At 62.7% G+C, this 20,924-nt stretch carries 19 protein-coding genes and 2 pseudogenes; 15 read left to right on the top strand and 6 right to left on the bottom strand.

The features are described 5' to 3' along the window. Positions 1-106 precede the first annotated feature (106 nt). A complete protein-coding gene (locus tag ASE60_RS22580; RefSeq protein ID WP_057253175.1) occupies positions 107-1,309 on the top strand; it encodes a pyridoxal phosphate-dependent aminotransferase in 1,203 nt (400 codons plus the stop codon). Positions 1,310-1,434: 125 nt separating this feature from the next. Here ASE60_RS22580 and ASE60_RS22585 read toward each other — a convergent pair whose 3' ends face one another. Further along, positions 1,435-1,740 carry a helix-turn-helix transcriptional regulator gene (locus ASE60_RS22585; RefSeq protein ID WP_057253179.1) on the bottom strand — a complete coding sequence of 102 codons (306 nt, stop codon included), beginning with the start codon at positions 1,738-1,740 and terminating at the stop codon, positions 1,435-1,437. Positions 1,741-1,959: 219 nt separating this feature from the next. Between ASE60_RS22585 and ASE60_RS22590 the strand changes: the two genes are divergently transcribed. Then, entirely contained in the window at positions 1,960-2,850 is an 891-nt protein-coding gene (locus ASE60_RS22590) for a LysR substrate-binding domain-containing protein (RefSeq protein WP_057253180.1), read from the top strand. A gap of 122 nt (positions 2,851-2,972) precedes the next feature. On the opposite strand, the gene carA is transcribed toward ASE60_RS22590, so the two are convergent. After that, the gene (carA, locus tag ASE60_RS22595; RefSeq protein ID WP_057253181.1) at positions 2,973-4,178 is read right to left on the bottom strand and encodes a glutamine-hydrolyzing carbamoyl-phosphate synthase small subunit; all 1,206 of its coding nucleotides are present in this window, start codon (positions 4,176-4,178) and stop codon (positions 2,973-2,975) included. A 325-nt stretch (positions 4,179-4,503) separates the two neighbouring features. Between carA and ASE60_RS22600 the strand changes: the two genes are divergently transcribed. Together ASE60_RS22600 and dnaG are read left to right on the top strand one after the other, a co-directional pair. After that, entirely contained in the window at positions 4,504-4,953 is a 450-nt protein-coding gene (locus ASE60_RS22600) for a GatB/YqeY domain-containing protein (RefSeq protein WP_057254340.1), read from the top strand. A gap of 571 nt (positions 4,954-5,524) precedes the next feature. Then, positions 5,525-7,549, top strand: coding sequence for a DNA primase (gene dnaG, locus ASE60_RS22605; protein WP_057253182.1), 2,025 nt, complete (start codon positions 5,525-5,527; stop codon positions 7,547-7,549). 55 nt (positions 7,550-7,604) lie between these two features. Here the strand turns inward: dnaG and ASE60_RS22610 are convergent, their stop codons facing one another. Next, the gene (locus ASE60_RS22610) at positions 7,605-8,447 is read right to left on the bottom strand and encodes a hypothetical protein (protein ID WP_057254342.1); all 843 of its coding nucleotides are present in this window, start codon (positions 8,445-8,447) and stop codon (positions 7,605-7,607) included. A gap of 198 nt (positions 8,448-8,645) precedes the next feature. Here ASE60_RS22610 and recQ point away from each other — a divergent pair, with 198 nt between their 5' ends. From recQ to ASE60_RS35830, 4 genes and pseudogenes are all read left to right on the top strand, one after another. After that, the gene (gene recQ / locus ASE60_RS22615; protein WP_057253185.1) at positions 8,646-10,523 is read left to right on the top strand and encodes a DNA helicase RecQ; all 1,878 of its coding nucleotides are present in this window, start codon (positions 8,646-8,648) and stop codon (positions 10,521-10,523) included. Positions 10,524-10,727: 204 nt separating this feature from the next. Further along, positions 10,728-11,865: pseudogene (locus tag ASE60_RS22620) on the top strand (glycine C-acetyltransferase). A gap of 216 nt (positions 11,866-12,081) precedes the next feature. Next, positions 12,082-12,884, top strand: an 803-nt coding sequence (gene tdh / locus ASE60_RS22625; protein ID WP_244495685.1) for an L-threonine 3-dehydrogenase, incomplete at its 3' end; no start/stop codon positions are given. A gap of 1 nt (position 12,885) precedes the next feature. Then, a pseudogene (locus ASE60_RS35830) lies at positions 12,886-13,216 on the top strand (zinc-binding dehydrogenase); the annotation flags it as partial. A 14-nt stretch (positions 13,217-13,230) separates the two neighbouring features. Here the strand turns inward: ASE60_RS35830 and ASE60_RS22630 are convergent. Next, entirely contained in the window at positions 13,231-13,689 is a 459-nt protein-coding gene (locus ASE60_RS22630; protein WP_057254344.1) for a hypothetical protein, read from the bottom strand. A gap of 218 nt (positions 13,690-13,907) precedes the next feature. On the opposite strand from ASE60_RS22630, the gene ASE60_RS22635 reads away from it, so the two are divergent. From ASE60_RS22635 to ASE60_RS22645, 3 genes are all read left to right on the top strand, one after another. Continuing rightward, on the top strand, positions 13,908-14,252 hold the full coding sequence (locus tag ASE60_RS22635; RefSeq protein WP_057253186.1) for a GFA family protein: 345 nt from the start codon (positions 13,908-13,910) through the stop codon (positions 14,250-14,252). Positions 14,253-14,712: 460 nt separating this feature from the next. Continuing rightward, positions 14,713-16,770, top strand: a complete 2,058-nt coding sequence (rpoD, locus tag ASE60_RS22640; RefSeq protein ID WP_057253188.1) for an RNA polymerase sigma factor RpoD — start codon at positions 14,713-14,715, stop codon at positions 16,768-16,770. A 232-nt stretch (positions 16,771-17,002) separates the two neighbouring features. Further along, positions 17,003-17,296: a GYD domain-containing protein gene (locus ASE60_RS22645; protein ID WP_057253192.1), complete on the top strand. Its 294-nt coding sequence runs from the start codon at positions 17,003-17,005 to the stop codon at positions 17,294-17,296. Positions 17,297-17,324: 28 nt separating this feature from the next. On the opposite strand, the gene ASE60_RS22650 is transcribed toward ASE60_RS22645, so the two are convergent. Continuing rightward, entirely contained in the window at positions 17,325-18,140 is an 816-nt protein-coding gene (locus ASE60_RS22650; protein WP_112996858.1) for a DUF2066 domain-containing protein, read from the bottom strand. Between the two features lie 87 nt (positions 18,141-18,227). Between ASE60_RS22650 and ASE60_RS22655 the strand changes: the two genes are divergently transcribed. Next, positions 18,228-18,797, top strand: a complete 570-nt coding sequence (locus tag ASE60_RS22655; protein ID WP_057253193.1) for a hypothetical protein — start codon at positions 18,228-18,230, stop codon at positions 18,795-18,797. Positions 18,798-18,893: 96 nt separating this feature from the next. On the opposite strand, the gene ASE60_RS22660 is transcribed toward ASE60_RS22655, so the two are convergent. Further along, complete coding sequence (locus ASE60_RS22660) at positions 18,894-19,346, bottom strand: VOC family protein (protein ID WP_057253195.1); 453 nt, start codon at positions 19,344-19,346, stop codon at positions 18,894-18,896. A gap of 152 nt (positions 19,347-19,498) precedes the next feature. Between ASE60_RS22660 and ASE60_RS22665 the strand changes: the two genes are divergently transcribed. The 3 genes from ASE60_RS22665 to ASE60_RS22675 all read left to right on the top strand — a co-directional run bounded on the left by ASE60_RS22665 (position 19,499) and on the right by ASE60_RS22675 (position 20,910). Next, positions 19,499-19,852: a DUF1428 family protein gene (locus ASE60_RS22665; protein ID WP_057254348.1), complete on the top strand. Its 354-nt coding sequence runs from the start codon at positions 19,499-19,501 to the stop codon at positions 19,850-19,852. 125 nt (positions 19,853-19,977) lie between these two features. Next, complete coding sequence (locus ASE60_RS22670) at positions 19,978-20,400, top strand: secondary thiamine-phosphate synthase enzyme YjbQ (RefSeq protein WP_057253197.1); 423 nt, start codon at positions 19,978-19,980, stop codon at positions 20,398-20,400. 105 nt (positions 20,401-20,505) lie between these two features. Continuing rightward, complete coding sequence (locus ASE60_RS22675) at positions 20,506-20,910, top strand: ketosteroid isomerase-related protein (protein WP_057253198.1); 405 nt, start codon at positions 20,506-20,508, stop codon at positions 20,908-20,910. Positions 20,911-20,924 lie beyond the last annotated feature (14 nt).

The raw sequence follows: 20,924 nt of genomic DNA on the forward strand, positions 1-20,924 counted from the left end.
GCTTGCAAGACCGGGCGTCTTTCGACATAGACCTAACCGCTATGGAGCCTGGCTTTTTACGTTCCGTAGCGATCACCTCGTCTCGAAACGATCAGGACCTTCACCCATGGCCTTCCTTGCCGATGCCCTCTCCCGTGTAAAGCCTTCCGCCACTATCGCCGTTTCGCAGAAAGCCCGCGAGCTGAAAGCGAAAGGCCGCGATGTGATCGGCCTCGGCGCCGGGGAGCCGGACTTCGATACGCCCGACAATATCAAGAAGGCGGCGATCGACGCGATCAACCGCGGCGAGACGAAGTACACGCCGGTCTCCGGCATTCCGGAACTGCGCGAAGCGATCGCCAAGAAGTTCAAGCGCGAGAACAACCTTGATTACACCGCCGCCCAGACGATCGTCGGCACCGGCGGAAAGCAGATTCTTTTCAACGCGTTCATGGCGACCCTGAACGCGGGCGATGAAGTCGTCATCCCGGCGCCCTACTGGGTCTCCTATCCGGAAATGGTGGCGCTGTGCGGCGGCACGCCGGTGTTCGTCTCGGCCACCCAGGAAAACAACTTCAAACTCACGGCGGAGGACCTGGACAAGGCGATCACGCCGAAGACCAAGTGGTTCGTCTTCAACTCGCCGTCCAACCCGTCGGGCGCTGCCTACAGCCATGCCGAACTGAAGGCGCTGACGGACGTGCTGATGAAGCATCCGCATGTCTGGGTGCTGACCGACGACATGTACGAGCACCTGACCTATGGCGACTTCAAGTTCGCGACCCCGGTCGAAGTCGAGCCCGGCCTTTATGACCGCACGCTGACGATGAACGGCGTCTCCAAGGCCTATGCCATGACCGGCTGGCGCATCGGCTACGCTGCCGGTCCGCTTCAGCTCATCAAGGCCATGGACATGATCCAGGGTCAGCAGACCTCGGGCGCCACCTCGATCGCGCAGTGGGCGGCCGTCGAGGCGCTGAACGGCACGCAGGACTTCATCCCCGAGAACAAGAAGATCTTCGAAGGCCGCCGCGATCTGGTCGTCTCGATGCTGAACCAGGCCAAGGGCATTGCGTGCCCGACGCCGGAAGGCGCCTTCTACGTCTACCCGTCCTGCGCCGGCCTGATCGGCAAGACCGCGCCGTCGGGCAAGGTCATCGAGACGGACGAAGATTTCGTCTCCGAGCTGCTCGAATCCGAAGGCGTTGCCGTCGTGCATGGTTCGGCCTTCGGTCTCGGCCCGAACTTCCGCATTTCTTACGCAACCTCGGAAGCTCAGCTCGAAGAGGCTTGCCGCCGCATCCAGCGTTTCTGCGCCGCCTGCAAGTAAGCGCTGGCAATCGCATCACAAAAAGCCCGCCGGAAACGGCGGGCTTTTTTGTTCGCAGATCGATTCAAGCGGTGGCCAATCTTATTCAGGCGGATCGGCCAAGGCATTGAAATTTTGTCAGAAATTCACGCACCGGGAACCTCGTCGTCGCCGACGACGCCACCCTCGCTTTCCAGGATCGAGAGGCGGCGAGCCTCGGAGCGCGTGAACTTCAGCTGCACGCCGATGCCGCGTTCGCCTTCCGGCAGAAACACTGCGCCGGCATGTTCGAGTGCATGCCTCAGCGATAGGATTGTCTCGTCGCTGGGCGTCTCGAGCTTGCGTTCGAACCTGAGGATCGTGTCTTCGTCGACACCTGAAAAGCTTGCCAGCATCTCGCGCGAGATTTCGATCAGCGCCCGGGCGGCGCGGCACTGTGGACCTGTAATCATCGTCACCTCCAGTTGCACGGGAGGATGCGCGAAGCCCGGCGAAGGGTCAACCGCAAGTCACGTCCGTGACCTCATCCGTCAGCGGGTCAGCATTGCGAAGGGGCCCAGCCTCTCCCTGGATATTCGGTTTCAATGCGGGGCGATGAATTTGTGGACGGCCTTTTGAAAATTGGCCAAATACGGACATGTCATCCATAGGCGTGGACATCGGGAGCCGCGATGCGCAATCTCAACGACTTCATCATCTTCGCCCATGTGGTCGACCATAGGGGCTTCGCGCCGGCTGCGCGTGTGCTCAACGTGCCGAAATCGACGCTCAGCAAGCGCGTGGCGGAGCTTGAGAAGATGCTTGGCGTCCGGCTCATCAACCGCACGTCCCGCCGCTTCACGGTGACCGAGATCGGCGAGGACTTCTATCGCCATGCGGCCGCGATGCTGATCGAGGCGGAAGCGGCTGAAGCCGTGGTCAAGGGCAGGCTTGCAGAACCAAGCGGCACGGTGCGCATCACAGCTTCGGTGCCGACGGCGCAGATGACGCTTTCGGGGCTGCTGCCTCAGCTGGCTCTTGCCTATCCGAAGATGCGGGTGGTGCTGCATGCGACCGACCGCTTCGTCGATCTGATCCAGGAAGGCTTCGATATCGCCGTGCGCGATCATTTCGCGCCCTTGCCCGATTCCGGTCTCGTCCAGCGGCGGGTCGCCTCCGAAGTGATCTGGTTGGTGGCAGCACCCGGCTACCTCGCGCGGCGCGGCACGCCTGCCGAGCCGGATGAACTCAAGGACCACGATGGTCTGCTCACGTCGCTCGCAAGCGATGGCTGGACGCTTCGCCGGGAGGACGACGTTCCGGTCTCTGTGCGCCCCGAGCCGCGCTTTGTCGCGGACGAGTCCCGCGTTCTCCTCGAGGCGGCGCTTTCCGGGCTCGGCATCACCGCGCTGCCGCGCAAGCTCTGCCATGCCGAGATCGACAATGGCAGCCTCGTGCGGGTGCTGCCCGACTGGCAGGCGGGGTTGGTCACGACGACGCTTTTGATGCCGCATCGCCGCGGCCAGCTCCCGTCGGTCCGGGCGGTTGTCGACTTCATCGCCGAGCGTCTCGCCGACGGCTGACAGACAAAGACGACGAGCTGTCCTCCCGCCTTGGCGGACACGATTGGCGATATCGGCCGATGCCCTGTCGCCAAAGAAAAGGCCCGCGCGAGGCGGGCCTTTTGTCCGAATGTTTGTTGCGCTTAGCGCTCGGCCAATGCCGGCTCGCCCTTCTTCTCGCGCACGAGGTTCATGAAGCGGCGGAAGAGGTAGTGGCTGTCCTGCGGGCCGGGCGAGGCTTCCGGGTGGTGCTGGACCGAGAAGACCGGCTTGCCGGCGACGCGCAGGCCGCAGTTCGTGCCGTCGAAGAGCGAAATGTGAGTCTCTTCAACGCCTTCCGGCAGCGACTTCGAATCGACCGCGAAGCCGTGGTTCATCGAGACGATCTCGACCTTGCCTGTCGTGTGATCCTTGACCGGGTGGTTGGCGCCGTGGTGGCCCTGGTGCATCTTCTCGGTCTTGCCGCCGAGGGCCAGCGCCAGCATCTGGTGGCCGAGGCAGATGCCGAAGACCGGGATATCGCTCTTCAGCAGGTTCTGGATGACCGGCACGGCATATTCGCCGGTTGCCGCCGGGTCGCCCGGGCCGTTGGACAGGAAGATGCCATCCGGCTTCTGCGCCAGAACTTCGTCGGCGCTGGTCGAAGCCGGCATGATGGTGACGCGGGCGTTGAGGCCGGCGAAGAGGCGCAGAATGTTGCGCTTCACGCCATAGTCGAGCGCGACGATATGGTAGGCGGCATCGGTTTCGCCGAGCGTCGAATAGCCCTCGTCCCAGACCCAGGGCTTCTCGTCCCAGCGCGAGGACTGGCCCGAGGTCGCGACCTTGGCGAGGTCGAGGCCTTCAAGCCCGCTCCAGGCCTTGGCTTCGGCCTTCAGCGTGTCGATGTCGAAGACGCCCTGGGGGTCATGGGCGATGACGGCGTTCGGCATGCCGTTTTCGCGGATCCAGGCGGTGAGCGCGCGGGTGTCGATGCCGCAGAGGCCGATGATGCCGCGGGCCTTCAGCCAGGCGTCGAGGTGCTTGACGGCGCGGTAGTTCGACGGCTCGGTGATGTCGGCCTTGAAGATGACGCCGACCGCGCCGTGGCGTGCTGCCGGCGTCAGGTCTTCGATGTCTTCGTCATTGGCGCCGATATTGCCGATGTGCGGGAAGGTGAAGGTGACGATCTGGCCGAGATAGGAGGGGTCCGTCAGGATTTCCTGATAGCCCGTCAGCGCCGTGTTGAAGCAGACTTCCGCCTGCACCTTGCCGGTCGCGCCGATGCCCTTGCCTTCGATCACGGTGCCGTCGGCCAGAACGAGCAGTGCGGTTGGTTTTTCATTGGTCCATGCGGGTGTCGCGGTCATCGTTCCTATCCCGTTGCGGCGTGAAGCGGGGCTTGAAAGCCCGGCGGTCGATCGCCATTTCATGTGCTCAGGCATGGACGCGCGGAATCCCCGCGGAAAGTGCTCTCATGCCGATGTCGTGCAGGTGCGGGAAAATAGCCAAAGCGCTGATCCGGGTCAACCGGCCGCTGTGAATTGTCAGGAAATAAAATTCCTTTTAATTCAAGCGGTTGCGTATTCCGTTTGATTGCGCCTGTCACACTGGTTTAAGACGACGACAACAATGATGGTTTCGAGCCGGTTCCGGGCAGAGCACCGCGGGCCGGTTTCGACATGGAGTATGGACATGCGCGACCAGTTCGCTGACGCACTGAAGGAAGCCCTGAAAGCCAAGGACACACGGCGTACCTCGACCGTGCGGCTGATCCAGGCGGCGATCAAGGACCGGGACATCGCCAATCGTGGCCTGGGCAAGGACCCGGTCAGCGACGACGACATCCTGCAGATCCTCGCCAAGATGATCAAGCAGCGCGAAGAGTCGGCCCGCATCTATGACGAGGGCGGCCGGCCGGAGCTTGCCGAGCAGGAGCGCCAGGAAATCGTGATCATCAACCAGTTCCTTCCGGCCCAGCTTCCGGAAGAGACGGTGCGTGAACTCTGCGCCTCGGTGATCCAGGAAACCGGCGCGCAAGGCTTGCGCGACATGGGCAAGTGCATGAACGTGCTCAAGGAGCGCTATCCGGGCCAGATGGACTTCGCCAAGGCGTCCGGTCTCGTGAAGGAACTGCTCAAGTAAGAGCTCGTTCAAGTAACTGCGCACGCCCGGCCATAGGTGACGGGCGTCGCCTCCTCGGCGTTCGCAAGGATTTCGTTTTCGAACGCGCGATCGATCCGCGGTGTTGCGGCTGGCGATATCGTTGGCGACGACATAGTTGATGAAACGACCGCTATAGAGGCCGCTCGACAGATCTTGGGGATCGCGGTCGTGATGGAGGGCAGGGCCGGATTGGGGCCATCAGCCAGCGTTGCTGCGAGGCAAAGATCGAAGCGAGGCGCGGGTTATCCCCATACATGGAGACCATGCCGCGGGCGTAATCCAGCACGGTGCTGAAGAAGACGGGACTGGACGCGAGCGCTTCGACGGCGATGGCCATGATGGGTGTTCCAGTTCGGGACGCCGAATTGATGCCATTCACCTTCGGCGAGTCAAGCTCTACTTTTGGTCCTTGGAAGATCTCAATTGCGTCTTTTGGTTGTGGAAGCGGGCGTGAATCCCGTTTCCGTCCTGTGAATAGCGGGCAAGCCGGATCACTGTTGTGGCGTCCAGCGGCCTTGCCGCCTATATGGAAGATCGACCAGAGGTTTTCATGCGCTTTTCACCATCCTTTCTCGACGAGATACGCGATCGCGTGCCGATTTCGGACGTGATCGCCAAACGCGTCACCTGGGATCGGCGCAAGACCAATGTCTCGCGCGGCGACTATTGGGCCTGCTGCCCCTTCCATGGGGAGAAGTCGCCGAGCTTCCACTGCGAGGATCGCAAGGGCCGGTACCATTGTTTCGGCTGCGGCGTCTCCGGCGACCATTTTCGCTTCCTGACCGATCTCGAAGGCTTGAGCTTCCCGGAGGCCGTGCAGCAGATCGCCGACATGGCGGGCGTTGCCATGCCGCAGCCCGACCCGCAGGCCGAGCGGCGCGAGAAAGAGCGCACCAGCCTTCTCGACGTCATGGAGCTGGCGACCGCGTTTTTTGAGGATCAGCTCCAGACCGCGGGCGGCGCCAAGGCCCGCGCCTATCTGCGCGAACGCGGCCTGACAGGCCGCACGATCGAGACCTTCCGCCTAGGCTTTGCGCCCGACAGCCGCAACGCGCTCAAGGAATTTCTCGCTGGCAAGGGTATCGGCAAGGAGCAGATCGAAGCCTGCGGTCTCGTCGTGCACGGGCCCGATGTGCCGGTTTCCTACGACCGTTTCCGCGACCGCATCATGTTCCCGATCCTGTCGTCACGCGAAAAGGTCATCGCCTTCGGCGGTCGCGCGATGTCTCCGGATGCGCCGGCGAAATATCTGAACTCCAACGAGACCGAGCTCTTCCACAAGGGCAACGTGCTCTACAATTTCGCCCGCGCCCGCCGGGCCTCGCAAGGGGCCGCCCGCCTGGGTGACGCCGGGCCGGACGATGCCGCCGGAACGATCATCGCCGTCGAAGGCTACATGGACGTGATCGCGCTGCACCAGGCGGGCGTCGAGAACGCGGTTGCGCCGCTCGGCACGGCATTGACCGAAAACCAGCTCGACCTTCTCTGGAAGATGACGTCGCAGCCGGTGCTCTGCTTCGACGGCGATGGCGCCGGCATCCGTGCCGCCAATCGTGGCGTCGACCTGGCGTTGCCGCACCTGAAGCCTGGCCGCTCGGTGCGTTTCGCGATGCTGCCTGACGGCAAGGATCCGGACGATCTGGTGCGCCACGAGGGTCGCGCGCCCTTCGACAAGGTGCTCGCCAATGCGCGATCCCTTGCCGACATGGTCTGGCAGCGCGAGATCCAGGGTGGATCGTTCGACACGCCTGAGAAACGCGCCGAGCTCGAAGCGCGGCTGAAGCAGGTCACTTCCGTCATCGCCGACGAAAGCGTGCGCCGCCACTACGGCCAGGACATGCGCGACCGGCTGAACGCCTTCCTGCAATCGTCGGGATCGGGGCGGGGGGGCGAGCGTCGCCCATTCGAGCGTGGCGGCGGCCGCGTAGGGGGCAAACGGTCGATGCAGCCCGCGGACGCGTTGAAGGGCGCTATTGTCGAGGCGGGGACTGCTGCCAGTTCGAAGCTTAATCAGTTGTTGAAAGCTGACCGCTCAACGAGGCCGCCAGAGTTACGCGAAAGCGTGCTGGCGTTCACCATCGTCAACCACCCGCAGCTGCTGTTCGACGAGTATGACGAAATCTCGACGATCGAGTTCGACCATCGCGACCTGCAGCGCTGCTGGGCGGCGGTGCTCAATGCTGCTGCCGCGCAGGGGCCGCGCCTGACGCGCGAAGGCCTGATCGAGCAACTGGATGGGGAAGGCTTCGGCGCACTGCTCGCCGCGATCGACCAGCAGATCCGCTATGCGCGGCTCTGGACCGCGACGACGGCTGCAGCCCCCGAGGATGCGCGCGAAGGTTATCTGCAGGCTCTGGCTTTGCACCAGCGGTCCAAGGCGCTGCACTGGCAGCGGCGTGAACTCGAGCGTGAGCTTGCGCATGCGACGGAGGAAGGCGACCTCGAAGCGGTGCCGCAACTGCTGCGCACGCTTCAGGAAGTGCAGCTCGAAGTGACTCGTCTTGAGAACCAGGAGGCGATCATCGAGGGTTTCGGGGTGCTTTCCGGTCGCGTGAAGGGGCCGGCGGCGCGTTAATCTAAAAACTCACGCTGCCACGCTGAAATCCTGCCCGATCTTAACAGAACGCCGACTATTCGCGCCAATGTTCGGCCACCCATGGAGCAGGGCGGATATAGTGGCGCAGGTAGCGGAACGGGTTCTTCTCGCGGCGGTCGCCGTTGAACAGGCGGCGAATATGTCCAAGCGGCGTGTCGACGCGTCCGCGATAGCCATATTGTCCGTCGATCGCATGTTGCGGCAGCAGGCTGCGCGGGAAAAGCACCACACGCGCATCGGCCGGCAGGCGCGGTGTGAAGAAATAGTTGAGCGGGAAGGTCCAATGGCAGTCCTGCCGGTAATGCAGGACCCAGCGCCTTGGGAAGAGCTTCACGCCACCGGGCGCATTGCGCGTGACGAAACGCTGCTCGAAGCGATACTCGTCGGCAATCGCCTGAGGATTGGCGCCAAACTTCTGCTGCAGGGGCACGAGTTTGCCCACCGGGAAGCGGAACAGCGAGGTCTGGCCGAGGCGCTCGAAGGGCGTTGTCTGATTTCTGGCGAGGATCACGTCGTCGGGTTCGCCGACCTCGAAGAAGGAATCGAGCGATCCGACGATGACGATGTCGAGGTCGAGAAAGAGAACCGGGCCCTGGAGATTAGCGAGCTTCGGTCCCCAGAGCCGCGACTTCTGCCAGATGCCCGGCGTGTTCGTGGGCATGTCCGCGATGTTGAGCGGCGGCAGGTCCTCGCAGAGAATTTCCGGACGCAGTCCTTCGAAATTGTCGGTGAAGCAGGTGAAGGTGAAGGGCGGGGTGATGTTGCGCGCCACCATGGCATAAAGCCGGTTGATGAACGGAGCGCCGTACTTCGTACCCCAGTTGATGCAGATGATCTGCTTGACGCCGCCGCTCGCCGCTAAAATGTTCGCCATGATGACTTCCTGATTTTTGGGAGCCACTAAAGTACTGCTGCGTTGGCAAGGTCAAGCTGGCAAAAGCTCAATCCCCGACCTTGAAAAGCCTGCTGATCACGCGGGATTATCACGGCGTTCTCTTCATTTGCCCTGACGGCTATGGCATTGCGGTCGCATCTTGCGATGATTGCAGGCAGTGATTCCCGTGAAGGAGACGTGATGGAGTTTGTCGAAAGGGCGAAGCGCGCCGCAAGCGCTGCCAGCCATCTCTTCGACGACGCCGGCCCGGCGCCGCTCGATGTGCTGAAGCGCGTCTATGGTTATTCCGCCTTTCGCGGTAGACAACAGGAAGTGGTCGAGCACGTGACCGGCGGCGGCGACGCCGTCGTTCTCTTTCCGACCGGCGCCGGGAAATCGCTCTGCTTCCAGATCCCGGCGCTCTGCCGTCCCGGGCTCGGCGTGGTCGTCTCGCCTTTGATTGCGCTGATGCGCGATCAGGTGGAGGCGTTGAAGCAGCTCGGCGTCAATGCTGCGGCCCTCAACTCGTCGCTGACCCGCGAGGAAGCGATCGCCGTGCGGCGACAGATCTATGACGGCACGCTCGACCTTCTCTATGTGACGCCGGAGCGGATCGTCACGGATGGTTTCGCCGATCTCCTCGGCGATGCCCGCATCGCGCTCTTCGCCATCGACGAGGCGCATTGCGTATCGCAATGGGGCCATGATTTTCGCCCGGAGTACCGCGCGCTCGGGTTGCTGGCGGAGCGTTATCCAGGCGTGCCGCGCATCGCGCTGACGGCCACTGCCGATCCGCATACGCGCGACGACATCGTCGAACGGCTGGCGCTGACCAATGCCAAGGTCTTCACGACCAGCTTCGACCGGCCGAACATCGCCTATGAAATCGTCGAGCGCGACCAGCCGCGCCAGCAACTGCTACGCTTCCTTTCGCGCTTCAAGGGTTCGTCCGGTATCGTCTATTGCCTGTCGCGTGCCAAGGTCGAGGACACGGCCGAATGGCTGAATGCCCAGGGTATCCGGGCGCTGCCCTATCATGCGGGCATGGACCGGACGCTCAGAGACAAGCATCAGGACGCGTTTCTGAAAGAAGAGAGCCTCTGCCTTGTCGCGACCGTCGCCTTCGGCATGGGCATTGACAAGCCCGATGTGCGCTATGTCGCCCATCTCGATCTGCCGGGATCGGTGGAGGCCTACTACCAGGAGACCGGGCGTGCCGGCCGTGACGGCCAACCGTCGGAGGTCTGGATGGCCTATGGCATGGCCGACGTGCTGCAGCGCCGCCGGATGATCGACGAGGGCGGGGCGGCCGACGACATCAAGCGCATCGAGCGCGGCAAGCTCAACGCGCTCTTGGCGATCTGCGAGACCGCCGGCTGCCGCCGCCAGGCGATCCTCGCGCATTTCGGCGAAGCCCATCCCGGGCGCTGCGGCCATTGCGACACCTGCCTGAAACCGGTCGAAACCTGGGATGGCACGGAAGCGGCGATCAAGGCGCTTGCCGCCGTTTATCGCACCGGCGAGCGCTTCGGCACCGGTCATGTGGTCGATGTGCTGATGGGGACGGTCAACGAAAAGACCGAGCGTTTCGGCCATGTCGAGATGCCCGTCTTCGGCGCCGGCAAGGATCTTCCTGCCCGTACCTGGCAATCGGTGTTTCGGCAGTTGCTGGCGGCGGGGCTGATCAGCGTCGATCATGCTGCCTTCGGGGCGATGAAGCTGGAGCCGGATGCGCGCGCCGTCTTCAAGCGCGAACGCCAGGTGTTCTTCCGCAAGGACCGTCCGACCTCGGGCAAGGCCGCACGGGGGGCAAAATCGGGCTCGCAGCGCGAGCGCGCCGATCTCGCCGGTTCGGACCTCGAATTGTTCGAACTCCTTCGTGCCGAGCGCTTCTCGATCGCCAAGGAGCTGAACGTCCCGCCCTATGTCGTCTTCCCCGACGCGACCTTGATCGCGCTCGCCAAGGAGCGCCCGCGGGACTTCGACGAACTGCTCGACATCCCCGGCATCGGCGAAAGCAAACGCGAGCGCTACGGCGAAGCGTTCCTGGCGGTCATCGACGGGTATGTGGACGGGTGAGTTCGCGCACGGCGGGTGCTGACGCGGCGAAGGAATATGTCCGTGAGCGCGCCTGCGGCGACACAATATATCCCTCACGCCATCTCGCCGTGAAATGCCCTGTCGTTTTTGCGCCGGCCTCCTCGGCGCGCTGGAATTTGCTGCAAGTCGAAAGCCGTCATGATACTCGTCAGGAACGCGATGTTTTCTGTGAGCGAGAGCGCCATGACTTCAGCCTTTCTGTCCCATCTTCGTTCTGAACTCGAGGGCCTGAAGACGGCCGGGCTKTACAAGTCGGAGCGTGTCATCACCTCGAAGCAGGCGGGCGCGATCGAGGTCGCCTCGGGCGACCGCGTGCTCAACTTCTGCGCCAACAACTATCTCGGCCTTGCCGACAACGCGGAACTCGCCGAGGCCGGCAAACAGGCGCTCGACCGYTACGGCTACGGCATGGCCTCGGTGCGCTTCATCTGCGGCACGCAGGAGGAGCACAAGCAACTCGAGGCCCGCATCTCGTCGTTCCTCGGCCTGGAAGACACCATCCTCTATTCCTCCTGCTTCGATGCCAATGGCGGCCTGTTCGAAACGCTGCTTGGCGAAGAGGACCCTCTCCAAGGCCAAGCGCTTCCGCTACGCCAACAACGACATGGCAGCACTGGAGGAGGAGCTGAAGAAGGCGGAGGGCAGTCGCTTCAAGCTGATCGCCACCGACGGCGTGTTCTCGATGGACGGCATCATCGCCAAYCTSSRRGGCGTCTGCGACCTCGCCGACAAATACGGCGCCATGGTCATGGTCGACGACAGCCATGCGGTCGGCTTCGTCGGCAAGAAYGGCCGCGGCTCGGCCGAACATTGCGGCGTCGAGGGCCGCATCGACATCATCACCGGCACGCTCGGCAAGGCGCTCGGCGGCGCCTCCGGCGGTTACACCTCGGCCAAGGCCGAGGTCGTCGAGTGGCTGCGCCAGCGCTCGCGGCCCTATCTGTTTTCCAACACGCTGGCGCCGGTCATTGCCGCCGCCTCGCTCACGGTCTTCGACCTGATCGARAACGGCGATGCACTGCGTGAGCGGCTCTATGCCAATGCCACCCTGTTCCGCACCGAGATGTCGAAACTCGGCTTCACGCTCGCCGGCGAAGGGCACCCGATCATCCCGGTCATGCTCGGCGATGCGGCGCTCGCCCAGGAGATGGCGGCGCGCATGCTGCAGAAGGGCGTCTATGTCATCGGCTTYTCSTTCCCGGTGGTGCCGAAGGGSCAGGCGCGCATCCGCACGCAGATGTCGGCRGCCCACAGCGAGAACGACGTGCGCCGGGCGATCGCCGCCTTCGAAGCGGTTGGCCGCGAGCTTGGCGTGATCTGAGCGAACGGAACGGAGAGTTCGCCCGATCCGAGGGAAGGGCGAGTTTGCCCCTCACCCTAACCCTCTCCCCGCAGGCGGGGAGAGGGGACGTGCTTTACGGCTCGCAGGAGAGGGGATGGAAGGTTGCCACAGGTCCCTTCTCCCCGTGGTGACGGGGAGAAGGTGGCGGCAGCCGGATGAGGGGCAAGCCCCAGAGAAGGTTTGGTGGAGGCTATAATGACGAACATGATGAAGGCGCTGGTCAAATCGAAGCCGGAAGAAGGCCTCTGGATGGAGCGGGTGCCGGTGCCGGAGATCGGCCCGAACGACGTGCTGATCAAGGTGAAGAAATCGGCGATCTGCGGCACCGACGTGCACATCTGGAACTGGGACCAGTGGGCGCAGAAGACCATCCCGGTGCCGATGGTCGTCGGCCACGAGTTCATGGGCGAGATCGCCGAGGTCGGCTCGGCCGTCACCAAGTACCATGTCGGCGAGCGGGTGTCGGGCGAGGGCCATATCGTCTGCGGCAAATGCCGCAACTGCCGCGCCGGCCGTGGGCATCTGTGCCGCAACACGCTCGGCGTCGGCGTCAACCGGCCGGGCTCCTTCGGCGAGTTCGTCTGCCTGCCGGAATACAACGTCGTGCCGATCCCTGAGGACGTGCCGGACGAGATCGCGGCAATCTTCGATCCGTTCGGCAATGCCGTGCACACGGCCTTGTCCTTCGATCTCGTCGGCGAGGATGTGCTCGTCACCGGCGCCGGGCCGATCGGCATCATGGGGGCACTGGTTGCCAAGCGCTCGGGTGCGCGCAAGGTGGTGATCACCGACATCAACCCGACGCGSCTSGCGCTCGCCAAARGCGTCGGCATCGATTACGTCGTCGACGCCTCGAAGCAAAACCTCGCCGACGTGATGAAGGCGATCGGCATGACCGAGGGCTTTGATGTCGGGCTGGAGATGTCGGGAGCGGCACCGGCCTTCCGCGACATGATCGACAAGATGAACAATGGCGGCAAGATCGCCATCCTCGGCATNGGGCTTTGATGTCGGGCTGGAGATGTCGGGAGCGGCACCGGCCTTCCGCGACATGATCGACAAGATGAACAATGGCGGCAAGATCGCCATCCTCGGCATYGCGCCGGCCGGYTTCGAGATCGACTGGAACAAGGTGATCTTCAAGATGCTCAACCTCAAGGGCATCTACGGYCGCGAGATGTTCGAGACCTGGTACAAGATGATCGCCTTCGTCCAGGGCGGTCTCGATCTATCCCCGGTCATCACCCACCGCATCAGGATCGACGAATTCCGCGACGGCTTCGAGGCCATGCGCTCCGGCAACTCCGGCAAGGTGGTGATGGACTGGTAAGGCGCTGGGGCGGCTCAGTTGGCGAGGCCGAACTGGATCTCGATCTCGTGGTAGCGGGCGCCTTGGCCCGTCCAGCGATGATAGATCTCGCGGCTCTCGCCGGAGAAATTGTGCCTGCTCATCTCGATCTGCCCGACGAGCGGTGCGTAGCCCTGGGTAAAGAGGCTGCGCATCGGCCCCTGATGCCGGGCGGACGCCACCATGATCGGTTCCAGATCGATCAGGTCAAGGTCGCCGCCATAGTCGTCACCGCCGGTGACCGGGCGGCAGATGCGCCAGTCGAACAGGGTCTTGGCATTTTTCGGCAGGTTCTGCGCGATGAAAATCCAGGGCCCCGCGGGTGCCAGGCGAGAGCGTTCCATCTCCGCCTCGATGACAGGCGCCAGCGCGGCGCTTTCACTTTTGACGTCGGGAATGGTGAGGCGCCGCGCGATCGATAGCACGCGCATGGCGTCGGTTTCCTTGATGAGCATTTGAGCCTCCATGAGATCGGCGGCGAAGGTCGTCCGCGATCGGGTCGGGCGCAAGCGAGAAACCGGAATAATCTTGCGAATTTCCGTCTGAAATGGGCTTCTCGGGGAATGGATTTGCGCGGATATCACCGCTCGCAAACCCGCTTGCTTGGACGCTCTGTCGCTCTATCTTGGCCGGAGATCGAAAGGGTTGTTGGCGGAAAAGGGGAGATCGGTGCATGCGTTATGAGGGAAGCTGCCATTGCGGCAAGATCGCCTTCGAGGTGGAAGGGGACTTCGCCGAGGCGGTCGATTGCAATTGTACGCTATGCCGCCGCCGCGGCGGGCTGCTCGCTTTCGTGGCCCGAGACAGGCTGACGATGAAGACACCGGAAACGGACCTCTCGACCTATCTCTTCAACAAGCATGTCATCCAGCATCATTTTTGCGATACCTGCGGCATCGCCCCTTTCGGCGAAGGTGAGGGGCCGCATGGGAAGATGGCGGCGATCAACCTGCGCTGCCTGCCGGAGTTCGATCTGGAGGCGGTCAGGATCGTCAAATACGACGGTCGTTCGGTTTAGGAGCAGGGAAAAGATGAAGCCCTGGTTGCGATGCGGATATGGCACAACGGGACCTTGCCGATTAAATCGGGGGCACCCTTGTCTTTTGGCAGGCAGCGCCTACATCTTCAGCGGAAGCTGATAAACCCCAAAAAGCGATAGGAACGGTGATTTTTGCCGAATCAGCCGGTTTTTCAGCGGAAATGCTTGACGGGATCGAAAATTCTGGGAATCACCATTTCCGAATAAGAAATGGCGAAATGACACGGCGGTTAGGGAATCATGCCAGAGGCGTTTCAGTGGCAGGACTGTCGAAGCTTGCCCGCTTTGCCACGATCGCATTCGTGGTTAAACAGGAATTAAACATCATCCCGTTACGTCAGGGGAAATGATTCGGTGGCGGGTACGCGGCGTGCCCGAACCTTCGAGCGGCATTTGCACCGGGCTCACGCCGGTTGCGACAAGGAAAGCGACGAACTAAATGGCAACCAAAGTCAAAGAAAACGAAGAAGCTGACGTAGAACGCGAAGGTGCTCCGGACGGTCCGCTTCTCGATCTTTCCGACGACGCTGTCAAGAAGATGATCAAGGCCGCCAAGAAGCGCGGCTACGTGACGATGGACGAGCTCAACTCCGTCCTTCCGTCCGAGGAAGTCACCTCCGAACAGATCGAAGACACGATGGCGATGCTGTCCGACATGGGCATCAACGTGATCGAGGACGAGGAAGCCGAAGAGGCTGCCGGCGGCGGTGACGACGAGGCGAGCGACGACGACGGCGAGAGCGAAGGCGGCGAACTCGCCCCTTCCAGCGGCACGGCGCTTGCGACCAGCAAGAAGAAGGAACCGACCGATCGTACCGACGATCCGGTCCGCATGTATCTGCGCGAGATGGGCTCGGTCGAACTCCTGTCCCGCGAAGGCGAAATCGCGATTGCCAAGCGCATCGAGGCTGGCCGCGAGACGATGATCGCCGGTCTCTGTGAGAGCCCGCTGACGTTCCAGGCGCTGATCATCTGGCGCGACGAACTGAACGAAGGCCAGACGCTGCTGCGCGAGATCATCGATCTCGAAACCACCTATTCCGGTCCTGAGGCCAAGGCTGCTCCGCAGTTCCAGAGCCCGGAAAAGATCGAGGCTGACCGCAAGGCTGCCGAGGAGAAGGAAAAGACCCGCAAGGTGCGCACGGCCGCCAACGACGACGACATCACCAATGTCGGCGGCGATGTCATGCCGACCGAGGAGGAAGAGGAAGACGACGACGAGTCGAACCTCTCGCTCGCCGCCATGGAAGCGGAACTGCGCCCGCAGGTCATGGAAACCCTCGACATCATCGCCGAGACCTACAAGAAGCTGCGCAAGCTGCAGGACCAGCAGGTGGAAGCCCGCCTTGCTGCGACCGGCACGCTTTCGCCCGCTCAGGAGCGCCGCTACAAGGAGCTCAAGGACGAACTGATCAAGGCGGTCAAGTCGCTGTCGCTCAACCAGAACCGCGTCGACAGCCTGGTCGAGCAGCTCTACGACATTTCCAAGCGGCTGATGCAGAACGAAGGCCGCCTGCTGCGGCTTGCCGAATCCTACGGCGTCAAGCGCGACTCGTTCCTCGAACAGTATTCGGGCGCCGAACTCGACCCGAACTGGATGAAGTCGATCAGCAACCTGGCCGGCAAGGGCTGGAAGGAATTCGCCAAGAGCGAAAACCAGACGATCCGCGACATTCGCCAGGAGATCCAGAATCTCGCCACCGAAACCGGTATCTCGATCGCCGAGTTCCGCCGCATCGTCTCCATGGTGCAGAAGGGCGAGCGCGAAGCGCGCATCGCCAAGAAGGAGATGGTCGAAGCGAACCTGCGCCTCGTCATCTCCATCGCCAAGAAATACACCAACCGCGGCCTGCAGTTCCTCGATCTGATCCAGGAAGGCAATATCGGCCTGATGAAGGCGGTCGACAAGTTCGAGTACCGCCGCGGTTACAAGTTCTCGACCTACGCCACCTGGTGGATCCGTCAGGCGATCACCCGGTCGATCGCCGACCAGGCCCGCACGATCCGTATTCCGGTGCACATGATCGAGACGATCAACAAGATCGTCCGTACCTCGCGCCAGATGCTGCACGAGATCGGCCGCGAGCCGACGCCGGAAGAGCTGGCCGAAAAGCTCGCCATGCCGCTCGAAAAGGTGCGCAAGGTCCTGAAGATCGCCAAGGAGCCGATCTCGCTCGAAACGCCTGTCGGTGACGAAGAAGACTCGCACCTCGGCGACTTCATCGAAGACAAGAACGCGCTGCTGCCGATCGACGCCGCCATCCAGGCGAACCTGCGCGAGACGACCACCCGCGTTCTCGCCTCGCTGACGCCGCGCGAAGAGCGCGTATTGCGCATGCGCTTCGGCATCGGCATGAACACCGACCACACGCTCGAAGAAGTCGGCCAGCAGTTCTCGGTCACCCGCGAACGTATCCGCCAGATCGAAGCGAAGGCGCTCCGGAAGCTCAAGCATCCGAGCCGCTCCAGGAAGCTGAGAAGCTTCCTGGACAGCTAAGCAATCCGCAAGCTGCGCTCGTTCCTGGACAGCTAAGCCGCACGCCTCACAGAAAACCGAGAAAGCCGGGCCGATCGCCCGGCTTTTTCGTTTCGGCCTCACCCAAGCGATTTATTGTGAGGCTCTGCGCCCAGGAGTATAGTCGCGCTTTCGCAGCAATCTGGGGCACCCCGTCTAAGTCGCGGGAGCAATCGCACCGCGGGCGTGAAGCGTGCCCCCGTGGAGGTGTAGGATGACCACTTATGTCATGCTCCTCAACTGGACCGAGCAGGGCGTCAAGAATGTGCGCGAGTCTCCGAAACGGCTCGACGCGGCAAGGCAAGTGCTCGGCGAGATGGGCGGCTCCTTCAAGCACTTCTTTCTGACCATGGGCGACTACGACATGGTGGCCGTCGTCGAGGCACCCGATGACGCGATCGCCGCACGCTTCGCCCTCACGCTCGGCATGGCCGGCAATGTGCGCTCGACCACGCTCAAGGCATTTCCAGAGGCAGCCTATCGCGAACTGATTGCCTCGCTCGGATAGGCTGAACGGCCAGCGATACTGGATCTGCTCAGGGCGACCCGTTTCCGGAGAGGATGCGGGCCGCTCCGCGTAGCGCATTGCGGAAAGCGTCGTCGAAGCTGACGCCGCTGACCTGCCATTCATAGCTTTTACCGGCGGACAGCATCCGCCAATTGACGTTCCAGCCGCGCGCTTGATCGGACCAGACCAGTGTGCCCGCAAGCGTCACGTCCCCCTCGCTCGGCATTGCGAGCCTGGCGAAGCTCTCCAGGCTCGCTTGCGATATCGTGGCAAAGTCCAGCTTTCCACCGGCGACGGTCGCCCTGTCCGGCAGGGTGACCGAGAGCGCCAGCGGTGTCGCGGCCGCGCGGAGCGAGTCGGCCATATAGGGGCTTTCGTCGCCGTCGCGCGCCAGCACGAAACGGCGCCTCTGATCCTCGACCGCCAGCAGTACGGCGATCACCGGGCGGGGCGCAAGCCATGGCTTTCGACCGAGCTTTGCAAGAAGCGGGTCAATCGTCGCCGGCGCGTAGCGGCAGGTGAGATCGTGCGGCCGATCGTGAGTGCCCTGTTCGTCGTGGATCGGGATACCTTCGAGCCGGTCGCGGTAGGAAAACGACGAGGCGAAGCTGCCGGCCTCAGCCACCAGCGCTGCGAAGCCGGGCGCGTCGAGGATCGTCGGATCACCCGACAGTTTGACCAAAACTTCACTGAGGCATTCGCGAAAGCCGATCTGCCGGTTGATCTCGCCGGTGCCGGTGACGATCGCGTCGCTCTGATAAAGCCGGCCGATGTCGCCGGCGTTTGCGGGACCGCCAAGGCCCGCGGCGAAGAGAAGCGGCAGCAGCATTCGTGACATCGCCATGCCGTTCTCCCGATCGTTCGCCTTTGAATCAAAAGAGATCCTTAACGTTTACACTTTATCAATCTCTCGGAAACCCGAGGTTCTGCGATGCGTTGCGTATTTGTCGTCGTCCTCCTGTTGCTGGCCGGCTGCGGAACGGTGCCGAGAGACACCCGGAATGCCTGTGCGGTTTTCGAGCAGCGAGATGGCCTGTTCAACAATTGGCGCCGTGCCGCCTATGGCGCCGAGCGCGAATACGGCGTGCCCGTGCCGATCCTGATGGCGACGATCTATACCGAGTCCGGCTTCCGCCATAATGCGCGGCCGCCGCGCACCAAGCTCTTCGGCTTCATCCCCTGGACGCGCGTTTCGACGGCCTACGGCTATTCCCAGGCGCTCGACGGCACCTGGGCGCGCTACCAGAGCGAGACCGGCCGCTGGGCGGCGCGACGCTCGGACTTCGGCGACGCCATCCGCTTCATTGCCTGGTATCACCGCGAGAGCGCACAGCAGAACGGTATCGCGCTCAACGACGCCTACCGGCTCTACGTCGCCTATTACCACGGCCACGCGGGCTATGCGCGGGGCAACTGGAGCGATACGGCCAAGACCGGCGCCAAGCGGGCGGCCGGCATGGCTTCGATCTACAATCGGCAATTACGCGGCTGCGGCAGCTAGAGCGTTTCCGGTCAAAAACGGGCCCGCGGAAACTCTCCAGCTGTTTTTTACGCAATTCCGGACGCAAAACCGTTTCACACTTTAGCTGGAATTGCTTTAGCCGGCCGCGGCCCGCTCGAGTTCGGCGACCTCGATCTTGATCATGCCCATCATCGCCTGCTGGGCACGGGCGGCGCGTGCCGGATCGGGATCGCTGAGGTGTCGCATCAGCGCGTCGGGAATGATCTGCCAGGCAAGGCCGAACTTGTCCTTCAGCCAGCCGCAATGCTGCGGCGTGCCGCCTTCGAGCAACCGGCTCCAATAGTAGTCGACCTCCGTCTGGTCGGCGCAGCGCACGAAAAACGATACCGCCTCGTTGAACTTGAAATGCGGGCCGCCGTTCAGCCCCATGAAGTGCTGCCCCTCGAGTTCGAAGCTCGCGGTGAAGGCCCTGCCATCAGGTCCCTTATTGATGTCGGTAACGCGGGCGTTGCGGAAGATGGAGGTGTAGAAGCCGATGGCTTCCTCCAGTTGATCGTCGAACCAGAGAAAGGGCGTGATCTTCTGCATGGATATGTCTCCCGTGGTGATTGGTACCAACTAAGGACGAACGGGCGATGCCCGTTCCGACAGGCGCCGCTTAAAAAAAATTGGAACTGGTGTCGGAACCTTTATGCCCCGAGCGTCCTATGCTGGTCGAAAGAACCAAGGAGGATTTCTCAATGAACTATGTGGATGGTTTTGTCGTTGCCGTGCCGAAGGCGAATATCGAGGCGTACAAGGCGATGGCCAAGGCGGCCGGCGATGTCTGGATGGAGTATGGCGCGCTCTCCTACAACGAATGCCTGGCAGATGACGTGCCCTATGGCGAGGTGACGTCCTTCCCCCGCTCGGTGCAGGCCAAGGACGACGAGACCGTGGTCTTCTCGTGGATCGCCTATAAGTCCCGCGCCGACCGCGACACGATCGTCGCCAAGGTGATGGCCGATCCGCGGCTGCAGGGCGATGCCTGGAAGGAAGTCTTCGACGGCAAGCGCATGATCTATGGCGGCTTCCAGACGTTCCTCGAGATGTAGCGGCGCGTTGCCTTTTTCCTGCGGTCACTGCCTTGGACCGGGAACGGTCCAGGGGTAGAAGCGTTGGGCACATCAACGCGTTGCACCTGCCTTGCAGCCGGTGCAATTGCCGGCTGGAGATCGACATGCCGCAGACGAGCATCACCATTTCCACACGCGGCCAGGGGCTCTACGAGTTCACGGACGAGGCGGCCGCCTTCGTGCGGGCCAATACGGACGGCGAGGGGCTTTTGACCGTCTTCGTCCGGCACACGTCCTGTTCGCTTCTCATCCAGGAAAATGCCGACCCGGATGTGAGGCGCGACCTCGACGCCTTTTTCCGCCGTCTGGTGCCGCCATCCTCCGATCCCTCGATGAGCTGGGTCGTGCACACCCAGGAAGGACCGGATGACATGCCGGCGCATATCAAGGCGGCGCTGACGCCGGTTTCGCTCGGCATTCCCGTTGCCCGTGGTCGTATGCTGCTTGGCACCTGGCAGGGGATCTACCTCTTCGAACATCGCGACCGGCCGCACCGCCGCGAGATCGTGCTGCACCTTGGCGCTTGATGCCTGTCCGATCGATGCGACAGGGCGCAATTGACCGGAACGGGATCCGTTCTAGTTAGAGCATGGAGACCAAAGGGCGACAGCGCGGCGTCGGAGAGGAACAGGATGACGGATGCACAGACCATTGCCAATCGCTTCATCGAAGCGCTGAACCAACGTGATTTCGAGGCGCTGGCTCGGCTCGTCCATGAGGATGTCGAGCTCGATTCGCTGACCGGCCAGCGCACTGTCGGCGTTGGCCCCTTGCGCGCCTGGCTGATGAATTATCTGCGCCGTTTCGACGAACAGTTCGGCGATGTGGTGTTGATGCGCGATGCCTTCGGCCAGCGGGTGGCGGCGGACCTGACGGCGCGCGGAACCTATCGCGAAACGATGGAGGGCTTCCCCGCCGCGTCCGGCCAGAGCTATTCCATTCCAAGCGTGCTGATCTTCGAGATCGAAGACGGCGCCATCACCCGCCTCAGCCACTATCGCAACATCCGCGTTTTCGAACGGGCGCTTGCCGGCTGACGAGAGCTCGGATT

The sequence above is a fragment of the Ensifer sp. Root278 genome, assembly GCF_001429285.1.
Classification (GTDB): Bacteria; Pseudomonadota; Alphaproteobacteria; order Rhizobiales; family Rhizobiaceae; genus Ensifer.

Excerpts from the sequence above, each read along its gene's own strand:
- ASE60_RS22580 (WP_057253175.1), top strand. The coding sequence starts at position 107 with ATGGCCTTCCTTGCCGATGCCCTCTCCCGTGTAAAGCCTTCCGCCACT.
- ASE60_RS22585 (WP_057253179.1), bottom strand. The coding sequence starts at position 1,740 with ATGATTACAGGTCCACAGTGCCGCGCCGCCCGGGCGCTGATCGAAATC.
- ASE60_RS22590 (WP_057253180.1), top strand. The coding sequence starts at position 1,960 with ATGCGCAATCTCAACGACTTCATCATCTTCGCCCATGTGGTCGACCAT.
- carA (WP_057253181.1), bottom strand. The coding sequence starts at position 4,178 with ATGACCGCGACACCCGCATGGACCAATGAAAAACCAACCGCACTGCTC.
- ASE60_RS22600 (WP_057254340.1), top strand. The coding sequence starts at position 4,504 with ATGCGCGACCAGTTCGCTGACGCACTGAAGGAAGCCCTGAAAGCCAAG.
- dnaG (WP_057253182.1), top strand. The coding sequence starts at position 5,525 with ATGCGCTTTTCACCATCCTTTCTCGACGAGATACGCGATCGCGTGCCG.
- recQ (WP_057253185.1), top strand. The coding sequence starts at position 8,646 with ATGGAGTTTGTCGAAAGGGCGAAGCGCGCCGCAAGCGCTGCCAGCCAT.
- ASE60_RS22630 (WP_057254344.1), bottom strand. The coding sequence starts at position 13,689 with ATGCTCATCAAGGAAACCGACGCCATGCGCGTGCTATCGATCGCGCGG.
- ASE60_RS22635 (WP_057253186.1), top strand. The coding sequence starts at position 13,908 with ATGCGTTATGAGGGAAGCTGCCATTGCGGCAAGATCGCCTTCGAGGTG.
- rpoD (WP_057253188.1), top strand. The coding sequence starts at position 14,713 with ATGGCAACCAAAGTCAAAGAAAACGAAGAAGCTGACGTAGAACGCGAA.
- ASE60_RS22645 (WP_057253192.1), top strand. The coding sequence starts at position 17,003 with ATGACCACTTATGTCATGCTCCTCAACTGGACCGAGCAGGGCGTCAAG.
- ASE60_RS22650 (WP_112996858.1), bottom strand. The coding sequence starts at position 18,140 with ATGGCGATGTCACGAATGCTGCTGCCGCTTCTCTTCGCCGCGGGCCTT.
- ASE60_RS22655 (WP_057253193.1), top strand. The coding sequence starts at position 18,228 with ATGCGTTGCGTATTTGTCGTCGTCCTCCTGTTGCTGGCCGGCTGCGGA.
- ASE60_RS22660 (WP_057253195.1), bottom strand. The coding sequence starts at position 19,346 with ATGCAGAAGATCACGCCCTTTCTCTGGTTCGACGATCAACTGGAGGAA.
- ASE60_RS22665 (WP_057254348.1), top strand. The coding sequence starts at position 19,499 with ATGAACTATGTGGATGGTTTTGTCGTTGCCGTGCCGAAGGCGAATATC.
- ASE60_RS22670 (WP_057253197.1), top strand. The coding sequence starts at position 19,978 with ATGCCGCAGACGAGCATCACCATTTCCACACGCGGCCAGGGGCTCTAC.
- ASE60_RS22675 (WP_057253198.1), top strand. The coding sequence starts at position 20,506 with ATGACGGATGCACAGACCATTGCCAATCGCTTCATCGAAGCGCTGAAC.